The 14,455-nt window shown below is 62.8% G+C and carries 11 protein-coding genes; 6 read left to right on the top strand and 5 right to left on the bottom strand.

Going from position 1 to position 14,455, the window contains the following annotated elements; translation table 11 throughout:
- Nucleotides 1–86: 86 nt before the first annotated feature.
- A complete protein-coding gene (locus ACIPV6_RS08200; RefSeq protein WP_400270399.1) occupies nucleotides 87–473 on the bottom strand; it encodes a type II toxin-antitoxin system Phd/YefM family antitoxin in 387 nt (128 codons plus the stop codon).
- A 237-nt stretch (nucleotides 474–710) separates the two neighbouring features.
- Here ACIPV6_RS08200 and ACIPV6_RS08205 point away from each other — a divergent pair, with 237 nt between their 5' ends.
- Both ACIPV6_RS08205 and ACIPV6_RS08210 read left to right on the top strand, forming a co-directional pair.
- On the top strand, nucleotides 711–3,293 hold the full coding sequence (locus ACIPV6_RS08205) for a LuxR C-terminal-related transcriptional regulator (RefSeq protein WP_400270570.1): 2,583 nt from the start codon (nucleotides 711–713) through the stop codon (nucleotides 3,291–3,293).
- Between the two features lie 19 nt (nucleotides 3,294–3,312).
- Nucleotides 3,313–4,575 carry an APC family permease gene (locus ACIPV6_RS08210; RefSeq protein ID WP_400270400.1) on the top strand — a complete coding sequence of 421 codons (1,263 nt, stop codon included), beginning with the start codon at nucleotides 3,313–3,315 and terminating at the stop codon, nucleotides 4,573–4,575.
- 219 nt (nucleotides 4,576–4,794) lie between these two features.
- Here the strand turns inward: ACIPV6_RS08210 and ACIPV6_RS08215 are convergent, their stop codons facing one another.
- Nucleotides 4,795–5,208, bottom strand: a complete 414-nt coding sequence (locus tag ACIPV6_RS08215; protein WP_400270401.1) for a hypothetical protein — start codon at nucleotides 5,206–5,208, stop codon at nucleotides 4,795–4,797.
- A 158-nt stretch (nucleotides 5,209–5,366) separates the two neighbouring features.
- Between ACIPV6_RS08215 and ACIPV6_RS08220 the strand changes: the two genes are divergently transcribed.
- Nucleotides 5,367–6,626 (top strand): plasmid pRiA4b ORF-3 family protein, encoded by a 1,260-nt coding sequence (locus tag ACIPV6_RS08220; RefSeq protein ID WP_400270402.1) that lies wholly within the window; start codon nucleotides 5,367–5,369, stop codon nucleotides 6,624–6,626.
- Nucleotides 6,627–6,645: 19 nt separating this feature from the next.
- On the opposite strand, the gene ACIPV6_RS08225 is transcribed toward ACIPV6_RS08220, so the two are convergent.
- Nucleotides 6,646–8,055 (bottom strand): UDP-glucose dehydrogenase family protein, encoded by a 1,410-nt coding sequence (locus ACIPV6_RS08225; RefSeq protein WP_400270403.1) that lies wholly within the window; start codon nucleotides 8,053–8,055, stop codon nucleotides 6,646–6,648.
- Nucleotides 8,052–9,227, bottom strand: a complete 1,176-nt coding sequence (locus ACIPV6_RS08230; RefSeq protein ID WP_400270404.1) for a glycosyltransferase family 4 protein — start codon at nucleotides 9,225–9,227, stop codon at nucleotides 8,052–8,054. Before ACIPV6_RS08230 ends, ACIPV6_RS08225 begins: the two co-directional genes overlap by 4 nt.
- A gap of 158 nt (nucleotides 9,228–9,385) precedes the next feature.
- Between ACIPV6_RS08230 and ACIPV6_RS08235 the strand changes: the two genes are divergently transcribed.
- Together ACIPV6_RS08235 and ACIPV6_RS08240 are read left to right on the top strand one after the other, a co-directional pair.
- Entirely contained in the window at nucleotides 9,386–11,278 is a 1,893-nt protein-coding gene (locus tag ACIPV6_RS08235; RefSeq protein ID WP_400270405.1) for an FG-GAP-like repeat-containing protein, read from the top strand.
- Nucleotides 11,279–11,396: 118 nt separating this feature from the next.
- The gene (locus ACIPV6_RS08240) at nucleotides 11,397–13,220 is read left to right on the top strand and encodes an FG-GAP-like repeat-containing protein (protein ID WP_400270406.1); all 1,824 of its coding nucleotides are present in this window, start codon (nucleotides 11,397–11,399) and stop codon (nucleotides 13,218–13,220) included.
- Nucleotides 13,221–13,249: 29 nt separating this feature from the next.
- Here ACIPV6_RS08240 and ACIPV6_RS08245 read toward each other — a convergent pair whose 3' ends face one another.
- On the bottom strand, nucleotides 13,250–13,672 hold the full coding sequence (locus ACIPV6_RS08245) for a MerR family transcriptional regulator (RefSeq protein ID WP_400270407.1): 423 nt from the start codon (nucleotides 13,670–13,672) through the stop codon (nucleotides 13,250–13,252).
- Between the two features lie 143 nt (nucleotides 13,673–13,815).
- Between ACIPV6_RS08245 and ACIPV6_RS08250 the strand changes: the two genes are divergently transcribed.
- Nucleotides 13,816–14,238, top strand: a complete 423-nt coding sequence (locus ACIPV6_RS08250) for an Hsp20/alpha crystallin family protein (protein ID WP_400270408.1) — start codon at nucleotides 13,816–13,818, stop codon at nucleotides 14,236–14,238.
- Nucleotides 14,239–14,455 lie beyond the last annotated feature (217 nt).

The raw sequence follows: 14,455 nt of genomic DNA on the forward strand, positions 1-14,455 counted from the left end.
CCACACTAAGCTTCAAAAGCTTAGCCACCCCGGATTTCCCCACGCCGGCACTGGGAAGCACGCCCCTGCCATACACACGTTCTGTCCTATAACCCAAGGGTTTTGCTAAGCCAAGGGTTTTTACTCGGCCAGTTCTCGTTGAGTCGCCCCACCAGACCTGTGTTGGGCGATGCTTTCGAGGAGGGGGCAGCGCTGGCCGGGGTACGCAGAAGATAGGCAGTTCCCTGCAGGGCCTCGTATTTTGCAAGCGAGATCAGGACGCCGCTGCCCTTGTTCGAAACGATCTCCACTGCAGTGCGGTCTGCGATCACCTGCTCTATGAGTGAAAGCAGATCTGCCTTGGCCATTGAAGCTGTGACAGCCACACTGGCTCCCCCCACTGACCCGCCCTGCTTTCGTCGTACCCATCGTATATATCTACTAGTGCTTATCAAGACAGTCGAACACATATCCACATAGCGAATTACACCCATGTAATTCGATTCCCCCAGCCCATAGCGTGTACATCAAGACACCATCACGCAAGGGGTACCGATGATCCGCCCGACCTTCAGCCAGAGCCAACCCGAGCCCGAAAACCACCACCTAGACGATCCGCGCCACCACCTAATTTTGCGAAATCACCACCTAATTTCGCCCAAAAACGCCTGTGCAAGGCACTTTTGGACCCCTAGTCCCGATTTTCGGGCTTAGTCTCCGGGGTGAACCGCATGACAGTGGTCAACGGAGACAGAAGGTTGGGCAGGGTGTTCGATATTGAGGTGCAGCGCATCCTCGACTACGTGGGACGCGGCATTGGCGTGCGCGTCATCGGTGCGCCCGGGAGCGGCAAGACCACGGTGATTTCCAGCGCGGTGGCGAACGCCGAGAAGACCGGTTTCACCATCCATTCGGTGACCGGGCTCCGGACGCACCGCAATATCCCTTACGCAGCCGTCAAGGGCCTCGGCATGGAGATGCGGCCAGGCCGGAGCGGCGTCCTGGACCTCGCCGATGTGATGGTCAGCCAGCTCGCCAAGCCGGGCAAGCACCTGATGATGGTGGATGACATCCAGCTCCTGGATAACGAGTCGCTCGCGGTGCTGGAGGCTGTCCGCCAGCAGTCGTTCGCACCGATGATCGCCACGGCGCCTGAGACACACAACTTCACGCGCGGTCAATTGGCTGTCCTGAACCAGGGCCGCGAGGCGGTAGTCCAGCTGGATCCGCTGCATTACGAGCAAGTGCATGCGCTCATCGCCAAGGTACTCGGCGGTCCCGCGGACGTGGACACCACGGCACGAATCCTTACCAAGTCCGCCGGTAATCCGCGGCTAATCGTGCGGATTACGGAGACGGCACTGCTGAGCAACCTCCTGGTCCGGCGCGATGGCATGTGGCACATGTCCGCCGGCACCCTGTGGAACGACCACCTCAGCGGCACCGTCGAGGCACTCCTCGCCGAACTGCCCGAAGAGGACGTCAACGCACTGCACAGCATGGCCATCCTGGGTACGGCGCGGATCGACGTCCTGCAGAAGATCGTCTCGCCGGACGTTCTGGACCGCTTGGAACGCCGAGGCTTCCTTTCCGTCATGGACGACCACCACAACGGCACCATCGCCGCGATCAGCCCGCCCGTGATCGTGGACTACTTCCGTGGCCGCCGAACACTGCGTGACCGGCACCTGCTGCGAAGCAGGATCGCAGGGCTCCTCGAATCCTCACCGCAGGTTACGCGGGACGAAACCTCCACGGCCGACTGCCTCTCACGGGCCCTCTCGGCCCTGCGGCTTGAACGCGGCAACGACGACGCTGTCACAGCGCGACACTTCCAAGACCACAATGCTGTCCGCGAACGTGCCCGCTTCGAACGCTGGGAAGCTAACAAAACGGCCACCAACGCGGCAGCGCTGCTGCGCGTTTACTGGGGCGCGCCGGTCGATCCCGTGCGGACCGCACGGGTCCTGACAGAAACGCCAACGGACGACGCCGACCCCAGCGAGTTGCTGTTCCTCACCATCACGAAGGCCCTCCTTGCGATACCGGCGGGCGGCGCGAGTGCCGCCGTCGAGGTTTTGCAGGCTTTCGGGGACGCCAACCCGGAGCTGAAAGCTGACGCGGAAGCAGCCATGCTCTTCCTCGGTGCCTCCCACGGACGGGTGCCCGAACAGCCGGCTGGTGTGCCAGAAGTGGGCGCACGGACCTTTGAGGTCCTGACGCAGGCGCTGCTTGAGCTGTACCGGTGCCGGCCCACAGTCGCGCTCAAACTCATCAACGACGTCGACAACGACGAGCTCTTCCCGCATCTCCGCCCTTTCATCCACGGCTATGCCCTGTTCGCCGCCGGGCGTGTGGATGAGTCGCTGGTGTTCGCGCTGGAATGGCGCGCCGAAGCCCGAAAGAACCTGGACCAGTTCGGCGTGGTCACCAGCAGCTACGTTGCTGTCCACGGCCTGCTCTACAGTGGCTACTTCGACGAAGCGGAATATCTCATGAGCAGCGTCTTCGCCATGGGCCGTCCCGGCTTTGTGGTGGACCTCCTTTACGACGCCATGCTCCGGCTCGCCGGCCTTCGCCAAGCCACCACGTCCACCACGCCTACGCTTTCCATTGCATCGCAGGCCCGCTCTGAAATGCCCGACGTCGGGCCGTTGCCTGGGATTGGCAAAGGGCCTTACGTCCTGGTCACCACCTCGGACATGCAGCCCGCGGCTTTCGACAAGGACGCCAGCAAACTCATCAAGCGGCAACTCAAGAGCGGCTACGTTCTCGAGGCGAAAATGACGGCCTTGCTGTGCACCTGTTTGGCTCCGGGGCGCAGGGTCCTGGACTTGCTGCAGAAAGTGCTGAGGGACAGCGGGATCCTGGTTCATGATCAGTTCGTGGCTATCGCTGCCGCAGTGGTGGAGACCGATCACCAGCTCCTCGGATTGCTGCTGAAGCACTACGAGCCGGACCAGGATGTGTACCAAGTGGGCATGCTGCTCCGGAGTGCACTCCGGGGCCACGTACTCGAAGGGGATACGACATCGGCTGAAGCCTTGGCCACGGCGTCATCGGCCTTCGCTGCCAGGTTCCCCTCAGAGAACGAGCAACTTTCCTTCAACACCTTCGAGGCCAGCGCCCTGACCGAGCGGGAAATCGAAATCGCTGCGCTGGCCGGGTACCTCTCCAACGTACAGATCGGGGAGCGTCTGCGGATCAGCGCCAGAACGGTGGAGAACCATATCTCCAACGCCCTCAGGAAGACCGGAGCAACTTCACGGACAAGTCTCTTCATCTTGGTTGGGAATACATTTCCGCCGCAGTGACTCTGGATAGGCTGGCTGGGTGAACAACCCACCCGCCCTGGCCCGTAGGCTCGGGACCTTTGAGGCGTCCTTGATCGGCCTGGGCTCCATGATCGGGGCGGGCGTGTTCGCAGCCTTCACGCCTGCTGCTGCGGCTGCCGGCTCCGGGTTGCTCGTGGGACTCGTTGTGGCTGCGTCCGTTGCATTCTGCAACGCGACGTCCTCGGCGCAGCTCGCCGCGGCCTACCCGACATCGGGAGGGACCTACGTCTACGGGCGGGAGCGACTGGGGCCCTGGCCAGGATTCCTTGCCGGTTGGGGATTCGTCATCGGCAAGACAGCCAGTGCAGCAGCAATGGCGATGACCTTCGCTGCCTACGCCGCGCCGCCCGGGTGGGAGCGGCCGGTGGCGATTGGCGCCGTCGTCCTTTTGACGGCCGTGAACTATCACGGTGTGACGCGGACAGCGGGGCTGACGCGGGTGTTGGTCATCGCGGTGCTGCTCGCCCTCGGGATCGCAGTTGCGGCTTGTTGGGGTGGTTCGCCTGATCCCGGCAACATCCTTGGCGACGGGCTGCTCTCGCACGGTTGGTACGGGATCCTTCAGTCGGCCGGGTTACTGTTCTTTGCGTTCGCCGGATACGCGCGGATCGCCACCATGGGTGAGGAAGTCATGGAGCCTCGCCGGACCATTCCGCGGGCCATCACCATTGCCTTGGGTATCACCATCCTGGTGTACGCCGTGATCGCCGTGACGTTGCTGGCATCGCTCGGCCCAGACGGCGTGGCGGGTAACGCGACTCCGCTGGCTGCCGCCGTCGGAAGTGGCTGGGCCTCAGCGGTGGTGCGCGTAGGCGCCGCTGTTGCTTCGCTCGGGGCGTTGCTTGCCCTCGTGGCCGGACTGGGACGGACGAGCCTGGCCATGTCACGCGAGCACGACCTGCCGCACGCGCTCGCAGCCGTTCATTCCCGGTACAAGGTTCCGCACCGGGCCGAGGTGACGATCGCCGTCGTGATCTGTGTTGTTGTTGCGGTGGCCGACCTGCGTGGGGCGATCGGTTTCTCGTCGTTCGGGGTGCTGTTGTATTACTTTGTGGCCAACGTCGCGGCCTTCACCCAGCCCGCTGAGGACCGGCGTTATCCGAAGGTGCTTCAGGTGTTGGGGGCAGTGGCCTGTGTGGTGCTCGTGGCAACGCTGCCGCCGCTCTCGATCGGGCTTGGCGTACTGATGTTTGCCGTGGGCATCGTGTACCGGCTGGTGCGCTTGCGTGTCCGTGGCGGGCACGGCTCCGCTTTGGGGTAACCAACGGAACCGTGCCCTATGCTTCCTACGCCTGGAGCGGGTGGGGGTTCCCGCCGGACACCGGGTCTCCCGCCCCGGAAGCACACAGTGAGCCTAAGGGCGATTTTTGCGTCTAGGTGTCGTTTTGATTTTTCTAGGTGGTGAAAACGGGCTGGCTTCAACCTGTTCTGGTTGTCTTTATCGGACGTGGAGCAAAAGATAGGTGCTCGGAGGCGGCGTCTAGGTGGTGGACTTGCGGGCGGCTACCTGGTTCTGCACGCGGTCCATGTAAACCACAAGGCTCGCCACCGTCAGAAGAAGGGCTGAGACCTCCGCCGCTGTGGACGAGATGTCTTGGAACTCCACCACGATGTCCGGACCGAGGGTCATGGCGTTGGTGAATGCCGCGAGAGCGAAGGCGGCCGCTTTGAGCAGCGGATACCTCACCGCCCTTGTGACCACTACTGCCAGGGGGATAAGGACACCCAAAATTCCCAGCGACACAACGGCCATGGTCTTGAGGGTCTGCGGATCCAGGACCTTGAGTCCCTCCGGCGGGGGAGCGAGCCACAACAAGTTTGCGGAGATCGCGGAGGAGGCTGCGACGATGCAGCCAAGAAGACGGAGTGCCCATGGGAAGATGCGTGTCATCATGCACGAATTCTGGACCCGAAAAATCGGTCTAGGTGTTTGGAATGCGCCTCCCTAGATCCACTCGGCCGAAATTAGGTGGTGATCCGGGAAAATTAGGTGGTGCGCGGGATCGTCTAGGGGGCATTCCGCCTGGTGGGCCCGCTGGCAGAATGGAGCATATGACTGCAACCAAGGTTCCCGCCATCGAACTGCGCATCTCCATCAGTGAGACCGAGCCATTGATCTGGCGGCAACTGGTTCTCCCGCAGACCGCCACGCTTGCCGACTTGCACGAAGTGATCCAGGCAGCGTTCGGCTGGAAGAACGCGCACTTGTTCGACTTCCACGGAAAGGGCGAGGACGGAAGGAAGCGAGCCATCGGCATACTCGACGACGAGTCTCCCGAAGGCGCCGAGTCCGCAACGGAGGTTGGGGTGCTTGAGTTGTTTAACCCGGCTTCTCCTGGCAGGTCGCCCTTTGAATACGTGTACGACTTTGGTGACCACTGGACCCATGAAATTGAGGTTGTCGGCGGGGGTGAGCTCCCAGAGAAGGCCATCGTCTGCGTGGCTGGCGCGATGCGTGGTCCGCTGGAAGACTCGGGCGGTGTTGGTGGTTACTCCAATCTTGTCCGCGTCATAGGCGACACAAAACACCCGGAGCATCAGGACGCCGCTGGCTGGTTGGAATGGGTGACCAGCGAGAAGGCGAAGAACTTCGATCCGACCGTATTCGACCTCCACGCCGTCAATGCTGACCTGGACCGGCTATCTCGACGGATCTGGGCAGAAGCACCTTCGCTGGAGGAGATGAACACTGTCCTTGCGCCGATACTTTGGCTACTCGGGGAAGCTCATCCAGATGGGCTGGATCTGACGGCTGCAGGATGGCTCAAGCCAGCGATCGTTAAGCGCATGATGACTGAGCTGAACTGGGACAAGGACTGGTACGGGACAGGCCGCAACGAGGTCAACATTCCTCACGTGAGCGACCTTCGCGAGCAACTACAGCGCTGGAAACTGCTGCGGAAGAACAAGAACAAGTTGCTGCTCACTCCTGCGGGTCGACGGGTGCTCCGCGACCCCGCCGACCTTTGGGACTTTCTGGCAGCCCGTGTAGCGTCGCCGGATACGCCAGCGGATGAAGTCGTCACGAGGCTTGTGGTCCACTGGGAGCTCACGAGCAGCAAGCCGAAATGGGAGAACTTGGACGAAGCAATCCGTGCTGACCTGTCCTTCCACGGTTTCGTTCTCAAGGCCGGGAACGCCGCAATTCCGTTGGACTTGGCCCGGGACATCTACTTCCACGCGCGTCGCCCTCTGGATTGTCTGGCATTGTGGGGTCCTCGAATGTGGAAGAGCATGAATCCCCAGCCCACCGATGCCGGCATCAAGTTCCTGCTGGATGTCCAGAACCGCTGGGACGCCAGCAACCGCTGACGCCCCAGCCCACGGGAACTTACGCTCGCGCGTGCTTCCGTCGCGGCGCGGACTCACCCGAAGCCCGCTCGCCAGCAGCGGCCCCAGCCCGTTCCTCCGCCGCGACCGCAGCGCCGGTACCCAAGCCGCGGACCGTCCAGCCGGCCGCCCGCCAGGCCTCAGCGTCGAGCACGTTGCGTGCGTCCAGCACCATCCGGCGTCGTACGAGTGCCCCAACCTCAACCGGCGAAAGGTGCATGTATTCGTTCCACTCCGTGAGCAGCAGCACCAGCTCGGCGCCTTCCAGGGCGCGCTTGGTGGAGGCCTCGAAGCGGATCTGCGGGTAGCGGATCCAGGCGTTGTTGATGGCCTTCGGGTCCGTGACGGTCACATGCGCGCCGGCGGAGGCGAGCTGCGCGGCGACGTCCAGCGCGGGGGAGTCGCGGATGTCGTCGGTGTCCGGCTTGAAGGCTGCGCCCAGGATGGTGACAGTGCGGCCGGAGAGGAATCCGCGGCACATTTCGCGGGCCACGTCCACGGCCCGAGAGCGCTGGTTCAGGTTCACGGTGTCCACCAAGGCCATCCACTCATCCACGGACGGCACGTCGAGCTCGCGGGACTGCGCGCGGAACGAGCGGATGTCCTTGGGCAGGCAGCCTCCGCCGAAACCGAGGCCGGCGTGCAGGTACCGGTTGCCGATGCGGGGGTCCAGGCCCATGGCTTCGCTGAGTTCGCTGACATCGGCGCCCGACGCATCGCACAGTTCGGCCATCGCGTTGATGAAGCTCACCTTCGTGGCCAGGAACGCGTTCGACGCTGACTTGATCAGCTCCGCCGTTGCGAAGTTGCAGACCAACCGCGGGATGCCGGCGGTGATCAGCGGCTCGTACACGGCATCCAGCACGGCGGTCACAGGCGCACCGGCGGCGGCGCCCTTGCCGCCCGGAACGCCGTAAACCAAGCGGTCGGGCACCAGCGAATCTTTCACCGCCGTGCCCTGCCGCAGGAACTCGGGGTTCCAGCCGAGGAGCACGTCGGACCGCCTGGCCAACACGGCGCGGACGGTTTCCACAGTGCCAACTGGCACGGTCGATTTCCCGACGACGGCGGCACCCTTGGCCAGGTGCGGCAGCAGGCTCCGGGTGGCGCTCATCAGATAGGAGAGGTCCGCGGTGTCCGAGGTCTTGGACTGCGGGGTGCCCACGCAGAGGAAATGGACCTGGGCATCCGCAGCGGCAGAGAAGTCCGTGGTGAACACGAGCCGGCCGGTGGTGCGTCCGTCGCCGAGGAGCTCGTCCAAACCGGGTTCGTGGAAGGGAGCAAGCGCCTTGTTCAGCTGCTCAACCTTGTGCGAATCAACATCGATGCCCACCACGTTGTGGCCCATCGAAGCGAGGGTGGCGGCGTGCACTGCGCCGAGGTAACCGCAGCCGATCACGGAGATCTTCATGAGAAAGGTCCTTTGCTTGGAGTCAGTTCGGAGCCGGTATCGGGCCCGGAATCGGAAGTCACGCCGTTCATCACTTCGTCGTAGTGCCGCACCAGGTCGGCGCAGAGCACCGGCCACGTCCGGCCCTGGACCGAAGCGGTAGCTGCCGTTGCGAACGCGCGGCGCTTGGCGTCGTCGCCCATCAGGTCCTGCACGTAGCCCCGCAGCTGGGCGAGGTTGCCCGGCTCGTACAGCCAGCCGGTACGGGAGTTTTCCACGAGGTCCAGGGGGCCGCCGCGGCCGGTTGCGACCACGGGGACGCCCGACGCCATGGCTTCCTGGATGGTCTGGCAGAAGGTCTCGAACTCGCCGGGATGGACGAAAAGGTCGAAGGAGGCAACGGCTTCAGCGAGGGATTCGCCACCGAGGAAGCCCGTGAAAATAGCGTCCGGCAGCTGCGCCTCAAGGGCGGCCCGCTGCGGTCCGTCTCCCACGATCACGAGCTTCGTATTCGGCAAGCCGTTCAGCACGGCAAGGTCCTCAACCTGCTTCTCCACCGCGAGCCGCCCGACGTAGCCGATGATCCGCTGGCCGTCGGGCGCAACTGAGCTGCGCCACGCCGTCGAACGTTTTGCCGGGTTGAAGCGCGCGGTATCCACGCCGCGCCGCCACATATCCACGCGAAGAATGCCGCGCCCGCGCAACTGGTTGAGCGCGAACGTGGAAGGCACCAGCGTGCGGGTGGCCAGGAGGTGGATGTTGTCCACGCGGTTCCAGGCCCAGTTCTCCAGGAACGGCACGCCGTATCGGGCGGCGTAGCTGGGAACCTCGGTCTGATAGATCGCAACCGTCGGGATGCCGAGTTGGTTGGCGGCCTGCACAGCGCGCCAGCCGAGCACGAACGGGGAGGCGAGATGAACGACGTCGGGGGAGAAATCGGCAAGGATTCGCTTGACCCGATTCACACCACCCAACGCAACCCGCACGTTCGTGTAACCGGCCAGCGGCACAGACGGAAGCCGGTGCACATACGCACCCTTCACGACGCTCGAAACATCAGTGTCCGACGTCGACGGCGCAATCACCATCACCTCATCCCCGCGTTCCTGCAGATGATCCAGCACCCGCAGTATCGAGTGCGTTACCCCGTTCATCAGCGGCAGGAATGATTCGGCGACGATTGCGATCCTCACGCATTCCACGGTGGTCGGGGCGGTTGGCGTTGCGGGTTCGATCGGGTGGCCTGTGGAGGAAGAGTTGGTTAACAGGAGGTTTGTGTTCTTTGTCGGAGCCCCCGCGTAGACTGCCAGCATCCGACGTGCTGGGCGTCGAAAGTTCTGGGGGTCTTGCCATGACTGCTGCTGGGGATCATTCGCGCGCGCTTGATACAGGTTCGGATCGCGTACGACGGCGGCGCTTGGCAGCGGCGCGTGTCGTCGCGGGCGGCCTGGGGCTGGCTTTGTTACTCGCCGGCCTGGTCTCGCCGGGTGTTGCTTCGGCTGATGCCGTGGTTAACGTGGTTTCGGTAGGGGACCGTCCGGGGGACATTGCAGTGAACCCAGTGACGAACAAGGCGTATGTTGTCACGTTTGAGGGTGTTTCTGTCATCGACGGCTCAACTGGTGCCGGCAACCTGTACTCAGGCGACATGCCGGTGGACGTCGCGGTGAACACGGCAACGAACAAGGTCTACGTCAGCGAGATCGGTGGCTCTGTTGCTGTGGTCGACGGTCTGACGCGGGCGGTAACGTCAGTGCCCGTGGGCTCCGGGGCTGGAGTCGTGGCGGTCAACGAAACGAACAACAAGATCTACGTTGGTGTGGCTGCCGGTGTTGCCATCATCGATGGTGCGACCAACGCCGTTACGACCGTCGCGCTATCCGGCGGTGCGCAGGACATTGTGGTGAATGATGTCACCAACAAGGTGTACGTGAACTCCGGCGGAACCATCAGGGTAATCAACGCCGCCGGGAGCGTTACTGGCGACGTCATCATTGGCGCTGGAGGAATTCTCGCCGTGGCCGTGAACCCGGCGACCAACAAGATCTACTACACCACGCTCGGCAGGTACGGTGCGGGCGTGAGCGTCATCGACGGTACAACCGACAAGACCACCGGAAAGCTCGAAACTTCGAGCAAGGTCGGGATCCTGGCGGTCAACCCGGCCAACAACCGGATCTATGTTGCTGCGGACAGTAATTCCACCGACGGTTACGTGAAAGTCATTGACGGCGCCAACCTCACTGAGATCGCCCAGGTCGTCACGCCTTCGCTTATCCGTGACATTGTGGTCAATCAGGAGAACAACAAGATTTACGTCCCCATGTCCGGACGGGGAACAACCATTGTTGACGGCGCGGACAACAGCGCCTCGGCTGTCTTCACAGGGCAGGAGCCAGTTGCAGCAGCCGTGAACTCTTCCACGGGCAGGGTCTACGTGTCCAACACCAGCAGCGCCTCCGTTTCCGTCATTGACTCCGATGCTCCAGCTCCGGCCAAGAACGATTTCAACGGCGACTCGTTCGCTGACCTCCTCGCTCGGGATGCCTCCGGTGTCCTGTGGCTGTACCCGGGCAACGGCTCCGGTGGGTGGTTGCCGCGAGTTCAGGTTGGTGTCGGCTGGAATGTGATGACTGCCTTAATCGCTCCTGGAGATTTCAACGGTGATTCATTCCCGGACGTCATGGCTCGTGACACGTCGGGGGTCCTGTGGCTCTACCCGGGCAACGGGTCCGCTGGCTGGAAACCGCGCGTGCAGATCGGCACAGGCTGGGAAGGCATGAGCGCGATCGAGGGGCTTGACTTCCACGGGGAAGGATTTGTGGACGTGACTGCGCGCGACCGCGGTGGCGCACTGTGGGTGTACCGCGGCAATGGCAGCGGCGGCTGGTTGCCCAGGATGTGGGTGGGTTCAGGATGGTCCGACATGTCCGAGATCACTGGCGTTGGCGACTTCAACGGAGACGGCCTACCGGACATCGCTGCCCGCGATTCCTCGGGCGCACTCTGGCTGTACCCGCCGAACGGTGGTGGCGGGTGGCTGTCGCGCCAGGCCATCGGGCAGGGCTGGAATTCGATGAACTCACTCGTGGGTCCCGGCGACTTCGACGGTGATGGCCGTACCGACATCCTGGCGCGCAATACGGCGGGGGAGTTGTGGCTGTACTCCGGAGCCGGCGGCTCCGTGTGGCCGTCGGCCTCGCGCGTGGGCACGGGATGGAGTGGGATGACGGCGATTCTGTGAGTTTCCTGATAACCATGTAGACTCCGCTCATCGACGCGGCGGTCGCGTCTCATTTTCTGGGGGTCCCATGGGTTCTATCGCGTCTGATTCAACTGTGTCCGGAATTGGAAAGTCACACTTGAAACGCACGACGGCGGCGCTCGCCGTTGTTGTTTCGCTCGCAGTTTCGCTGCTGGTCGGGTCGCCGGCAGTGGCCGACGTTTACGGCGGAGACATACCTGTTGGAACCGCTCCGCATGCCATTGCTGTCGATGATGACGGCAAGGTATTCGTTGCCACGGATTCGGGCCTCTCAATCATCGATAAGGACACGCGCAAAGTCACCACAGTGGACGTCGGAGGTCTTCCTCAGGACGTAGCCGTGTTCCGCAATTGGGTCTATGTGAGCGTGTCTGCCGGCGTTGGCAAAGCAGGCAGCATTGCCGTTCTCGATAGCCAAACAAACAGTGTTGTTCGAACAGATCCAACGGGCGTGGACCCCCGGCACGTCGTGGTCAACCAGTGGAACGGGAAGGTCTATGTTGCCTTCAAAACTGGTGTAACAGTGATGGGCGTCGGCGATCCAACGAAAACAGTGACCCTGCTGGCGCCCCCTAAGGACATGACCGTCAACTCAACGAACAACAACGTCTATGTCGCCAACGGCAACTCGGTCACCGTGATTGATGGAGCCACCAGTGCGAAGACCATCGTTGACCTGGGTGCCTCGGTGCAGGCTGTCGAAGCGAACCGCTACACCAACAAGATTTACGTCACCACCACAGGTAAGAACAGCTCTGCCGTAGTGCTGATCGATGGCATGACGAATGCCACCACGACCGTGCTTGAGACGTTCAAGAAGCTTGGCGACATCTTCAGTGACGGGAACGGCCGTGTCTACGTTGCCTCTTCCAACGGGAGCGAGGGTGGCTCAGTCATGGTGTTTGACGCCGAACTCAAGCGAAGGGTCGCCGAAGTTGGAACCAACGGTCCGTCCGGCATTATGGCGGGGGACAGATATCGGGCCAAGGTGTTCGTCCCGAACCTCGCAGGGGGAGCCACAGTCATTGACTACGCAAACGTCACCGCCACTATTCGGACAGGTAGCAATCCAGTAGCCGCTGCTGCCGAATTGGATGGGGGCAATGCGTACATCGCCAATAAGGGAAGTAACTCGGTGACGGTTATTGACACGTCCCTTCAGGCGCCGATCAAGAATGACTTCAATAACGACCGAAAGACTGACGTCTTGGCCCGGGATGCTGCGGGAGCGCTCTGGCTTTATCCCGGGGACGGCTCCGGCGGCTGGTTGCCCCGTGTCCAAGTGGGCTCCGGCTGGAACATCATGACGGCGTTGATCGCTCCTGGTGACTTCAATGGCGACGGCCTCCCAGACATCCTGGCCCGCGACAGCGCTGGAGTTCTGTGGCTGTATCCGAGTAACGGTTTTGGTGATTGGCTGCCGAAGGTCCAAGTCGGTTCGGGCTGGTCAGGGATGACTGCCCTCGCATCGCCTGGTGACTTCAACGGCGACGGCAAGGTGGATGTACTCGCCCGCGACACCGCTGGCATCTTGTGGCTCTACCCGGGCAACGGCTCCGGTGGTTGGTTGGCGCGGGTGCAGGTCGGATCAGGCTGGTCCGGCATGTCCGCTATCACCGGCGTTGGCGACTTCAACGGCGACGGCACGGCTGACCTTGCCGCTCGTGATGGTGCCGGAGCCCTGTGGCTCTACCCCGGCAACGGTTACGGTGGATGGCTGCCCCAGCGGCAAATCGGGCAGGGCTGGAACGTCATGAACACCTTGGTGAGCCCCGGTGACTTCAACGGCGACGGCAAGGCGGACCTTCTGGCCAGGGACTCTGTGGGCTCGCTCTGGTTGTTTGCAGGCAGCGGCGGTCCGTCGTGGCCGCTCTCCACGTGGGTTGGTCAGGGCTGGCAAGGCATGACGGCCATCTTCTGATGTTTCACGAGGGGGCGAGCTCTCAGCACTCATTCCCCTCCCCGCGCCCGCTTCAAATCCTTCCTTAGTCCACGGTTGTCCGCCCGCAACTCGAGGTTGTCCTCGGTGAGCCCACGGTTGTCCTCCACCAGCCCGCGATTCGTAGCTTCCAACTCCAGCACCAGCTTCACGCCGGCCAGGTTGAGCCCCTCGTCCAGGAGCACCCCGATCCGTCGCAGTGTCACCAGGTTCCGTTCGCTGTAGCGCCGCGTGCCGCCGTCGGTCCTTTCGGGAGTGAGCAGCCCTTTGCGCTCATACAGGCGGATGTTCTGTTGACCCATGCCCACTAGTTCGGCCGCTACGGAGATGGCGTAGACCCCCAGGTCGTCCCGCGAAGCAGCCGCGCCGGAGCCGCCGCCCGGCGCCGGACCAGCCAAGCCGCCGTCGTGCGCTTCCGCCGGAAAACCTGCCACGAAACCACTCCCAAAAATCTCCAAAAAATCCACTTGCAGCCCTCGTAGCTGAGTGCTATAAAAAATCTATACCAGCCAATACAGATCAGGAAGGCTGGCACCACAACAGAATCAGCATCAAGATCCAAAGGAGTGAGAACCACATGCTGATGCGCACTGACCCGTTCCGCGAATTCGACAGGCTCGCCCAACAGGTTTTTGGCACAACAGCACGGCCTGCCGGGATGCCGATGGACGCCTGGCAGGACGGCGAGGAATTCATTGTTGCTCTCGACCTGCCCGGAGTAAGCCCCGAGTCGATTGAGCTGGACGTGGAACGCAACGTCCTCACGGTCAAGGCGGAGCGGAAGTCGCCCGCCGGAGAAGATACGGAACTGATCGCCGCCGAACGGCCCCAAGGTGTCTTCAGCAGGCAGCTCATCCTCGGCGACACCCTGGACACGGACGGCGTCAACGCCAGTTACGACGCAGGCGTCCTGACCCTCCGCATCCCCGTCGCCGAAAAGGCCAAGCCGCGACGCATCGAGATCAGCTCCACCGGACAACGTCAGGAGATCAACGCCTGATAGTTCGCTTCGCGGAGGCCACGCAGCCAACGCGAAGCGTGCAAGCGGGAGAGCATCCGACCGGCCGCATCGGAGAAATGGGCGCAGGCTTCGCGCCACGCCATAGCGCTTGTTGCGCAGAGGAAGCGCGGCCCCCGACGTTGCCTCCCGAAAGGATGGCCCCCGGCCCTGACACGTTCAGGCCGCCGGGGGCCATCTCCCAATCAACCGCACGTCC

The sequence above is a fragment of the Paenarthrobacter sp. NPDC089988 genome, from assembly GCF_044748465.1.
Taxonomy (GTDB): Bacteria; Actinomycetota; Actinomycetes; order Actinomycetales; family Micrococcaceae; genus Arthrobacter.

Bases quoted from the DNA above. Each gene is read 5' to 3' on its own strand.
- ACIPV6_RS08200 (WP_400270399.1), bottom strand. From the start codon at position 473: ATGGGTGTAATTCGCTATGTGGATATGTGTTCGACTGTCTTGATAAGC.
- ACIPV6_RS08215 (WP_400270401.1), bottom strand. From the start codon at position 5,208: ATGATGACACGCATCTTCCCATGGGCACTCCGTCTTCTTGGCTGCATC.
- ACIPV6_RS08205 (WP_400270570.1), top strand. From the start codon at position 711: ATGACAGTGGTCAACGGAGACAGAAGGTTGGGCAGGGTGTTCGATATT.
- ACIPV6_RS08250 (WP_400270408.1), top strand. From the start codon at position 13,816: ATGCTGATGCGCACTGACCCGTTCCGCGAATTCGACAGGCTCGCCCAA.
- ACIPV6_RS08235 (WP_400270405.1), top strand. From the start codon at position 9,386: ATGACTGCTGCTGGGGATCATTCGCGCGCGCTTGATACAGGTTCGGAT.
- ACIPV6_RS08220 (WP_400270402.1), top strand. From the start codon at position 5,367: ATGACTGCAACCAAGGTTCCCGCCATCGAACTGCGCATCTCCATCAGT.
- ACIPV6_RS08225 (WP_400270403.1), bottom strand. From the start codon at position 8,055: ATGAAGATCTCCGTGATCGGCTGCGGTTACCTCGGCGCAGTGCACGCC.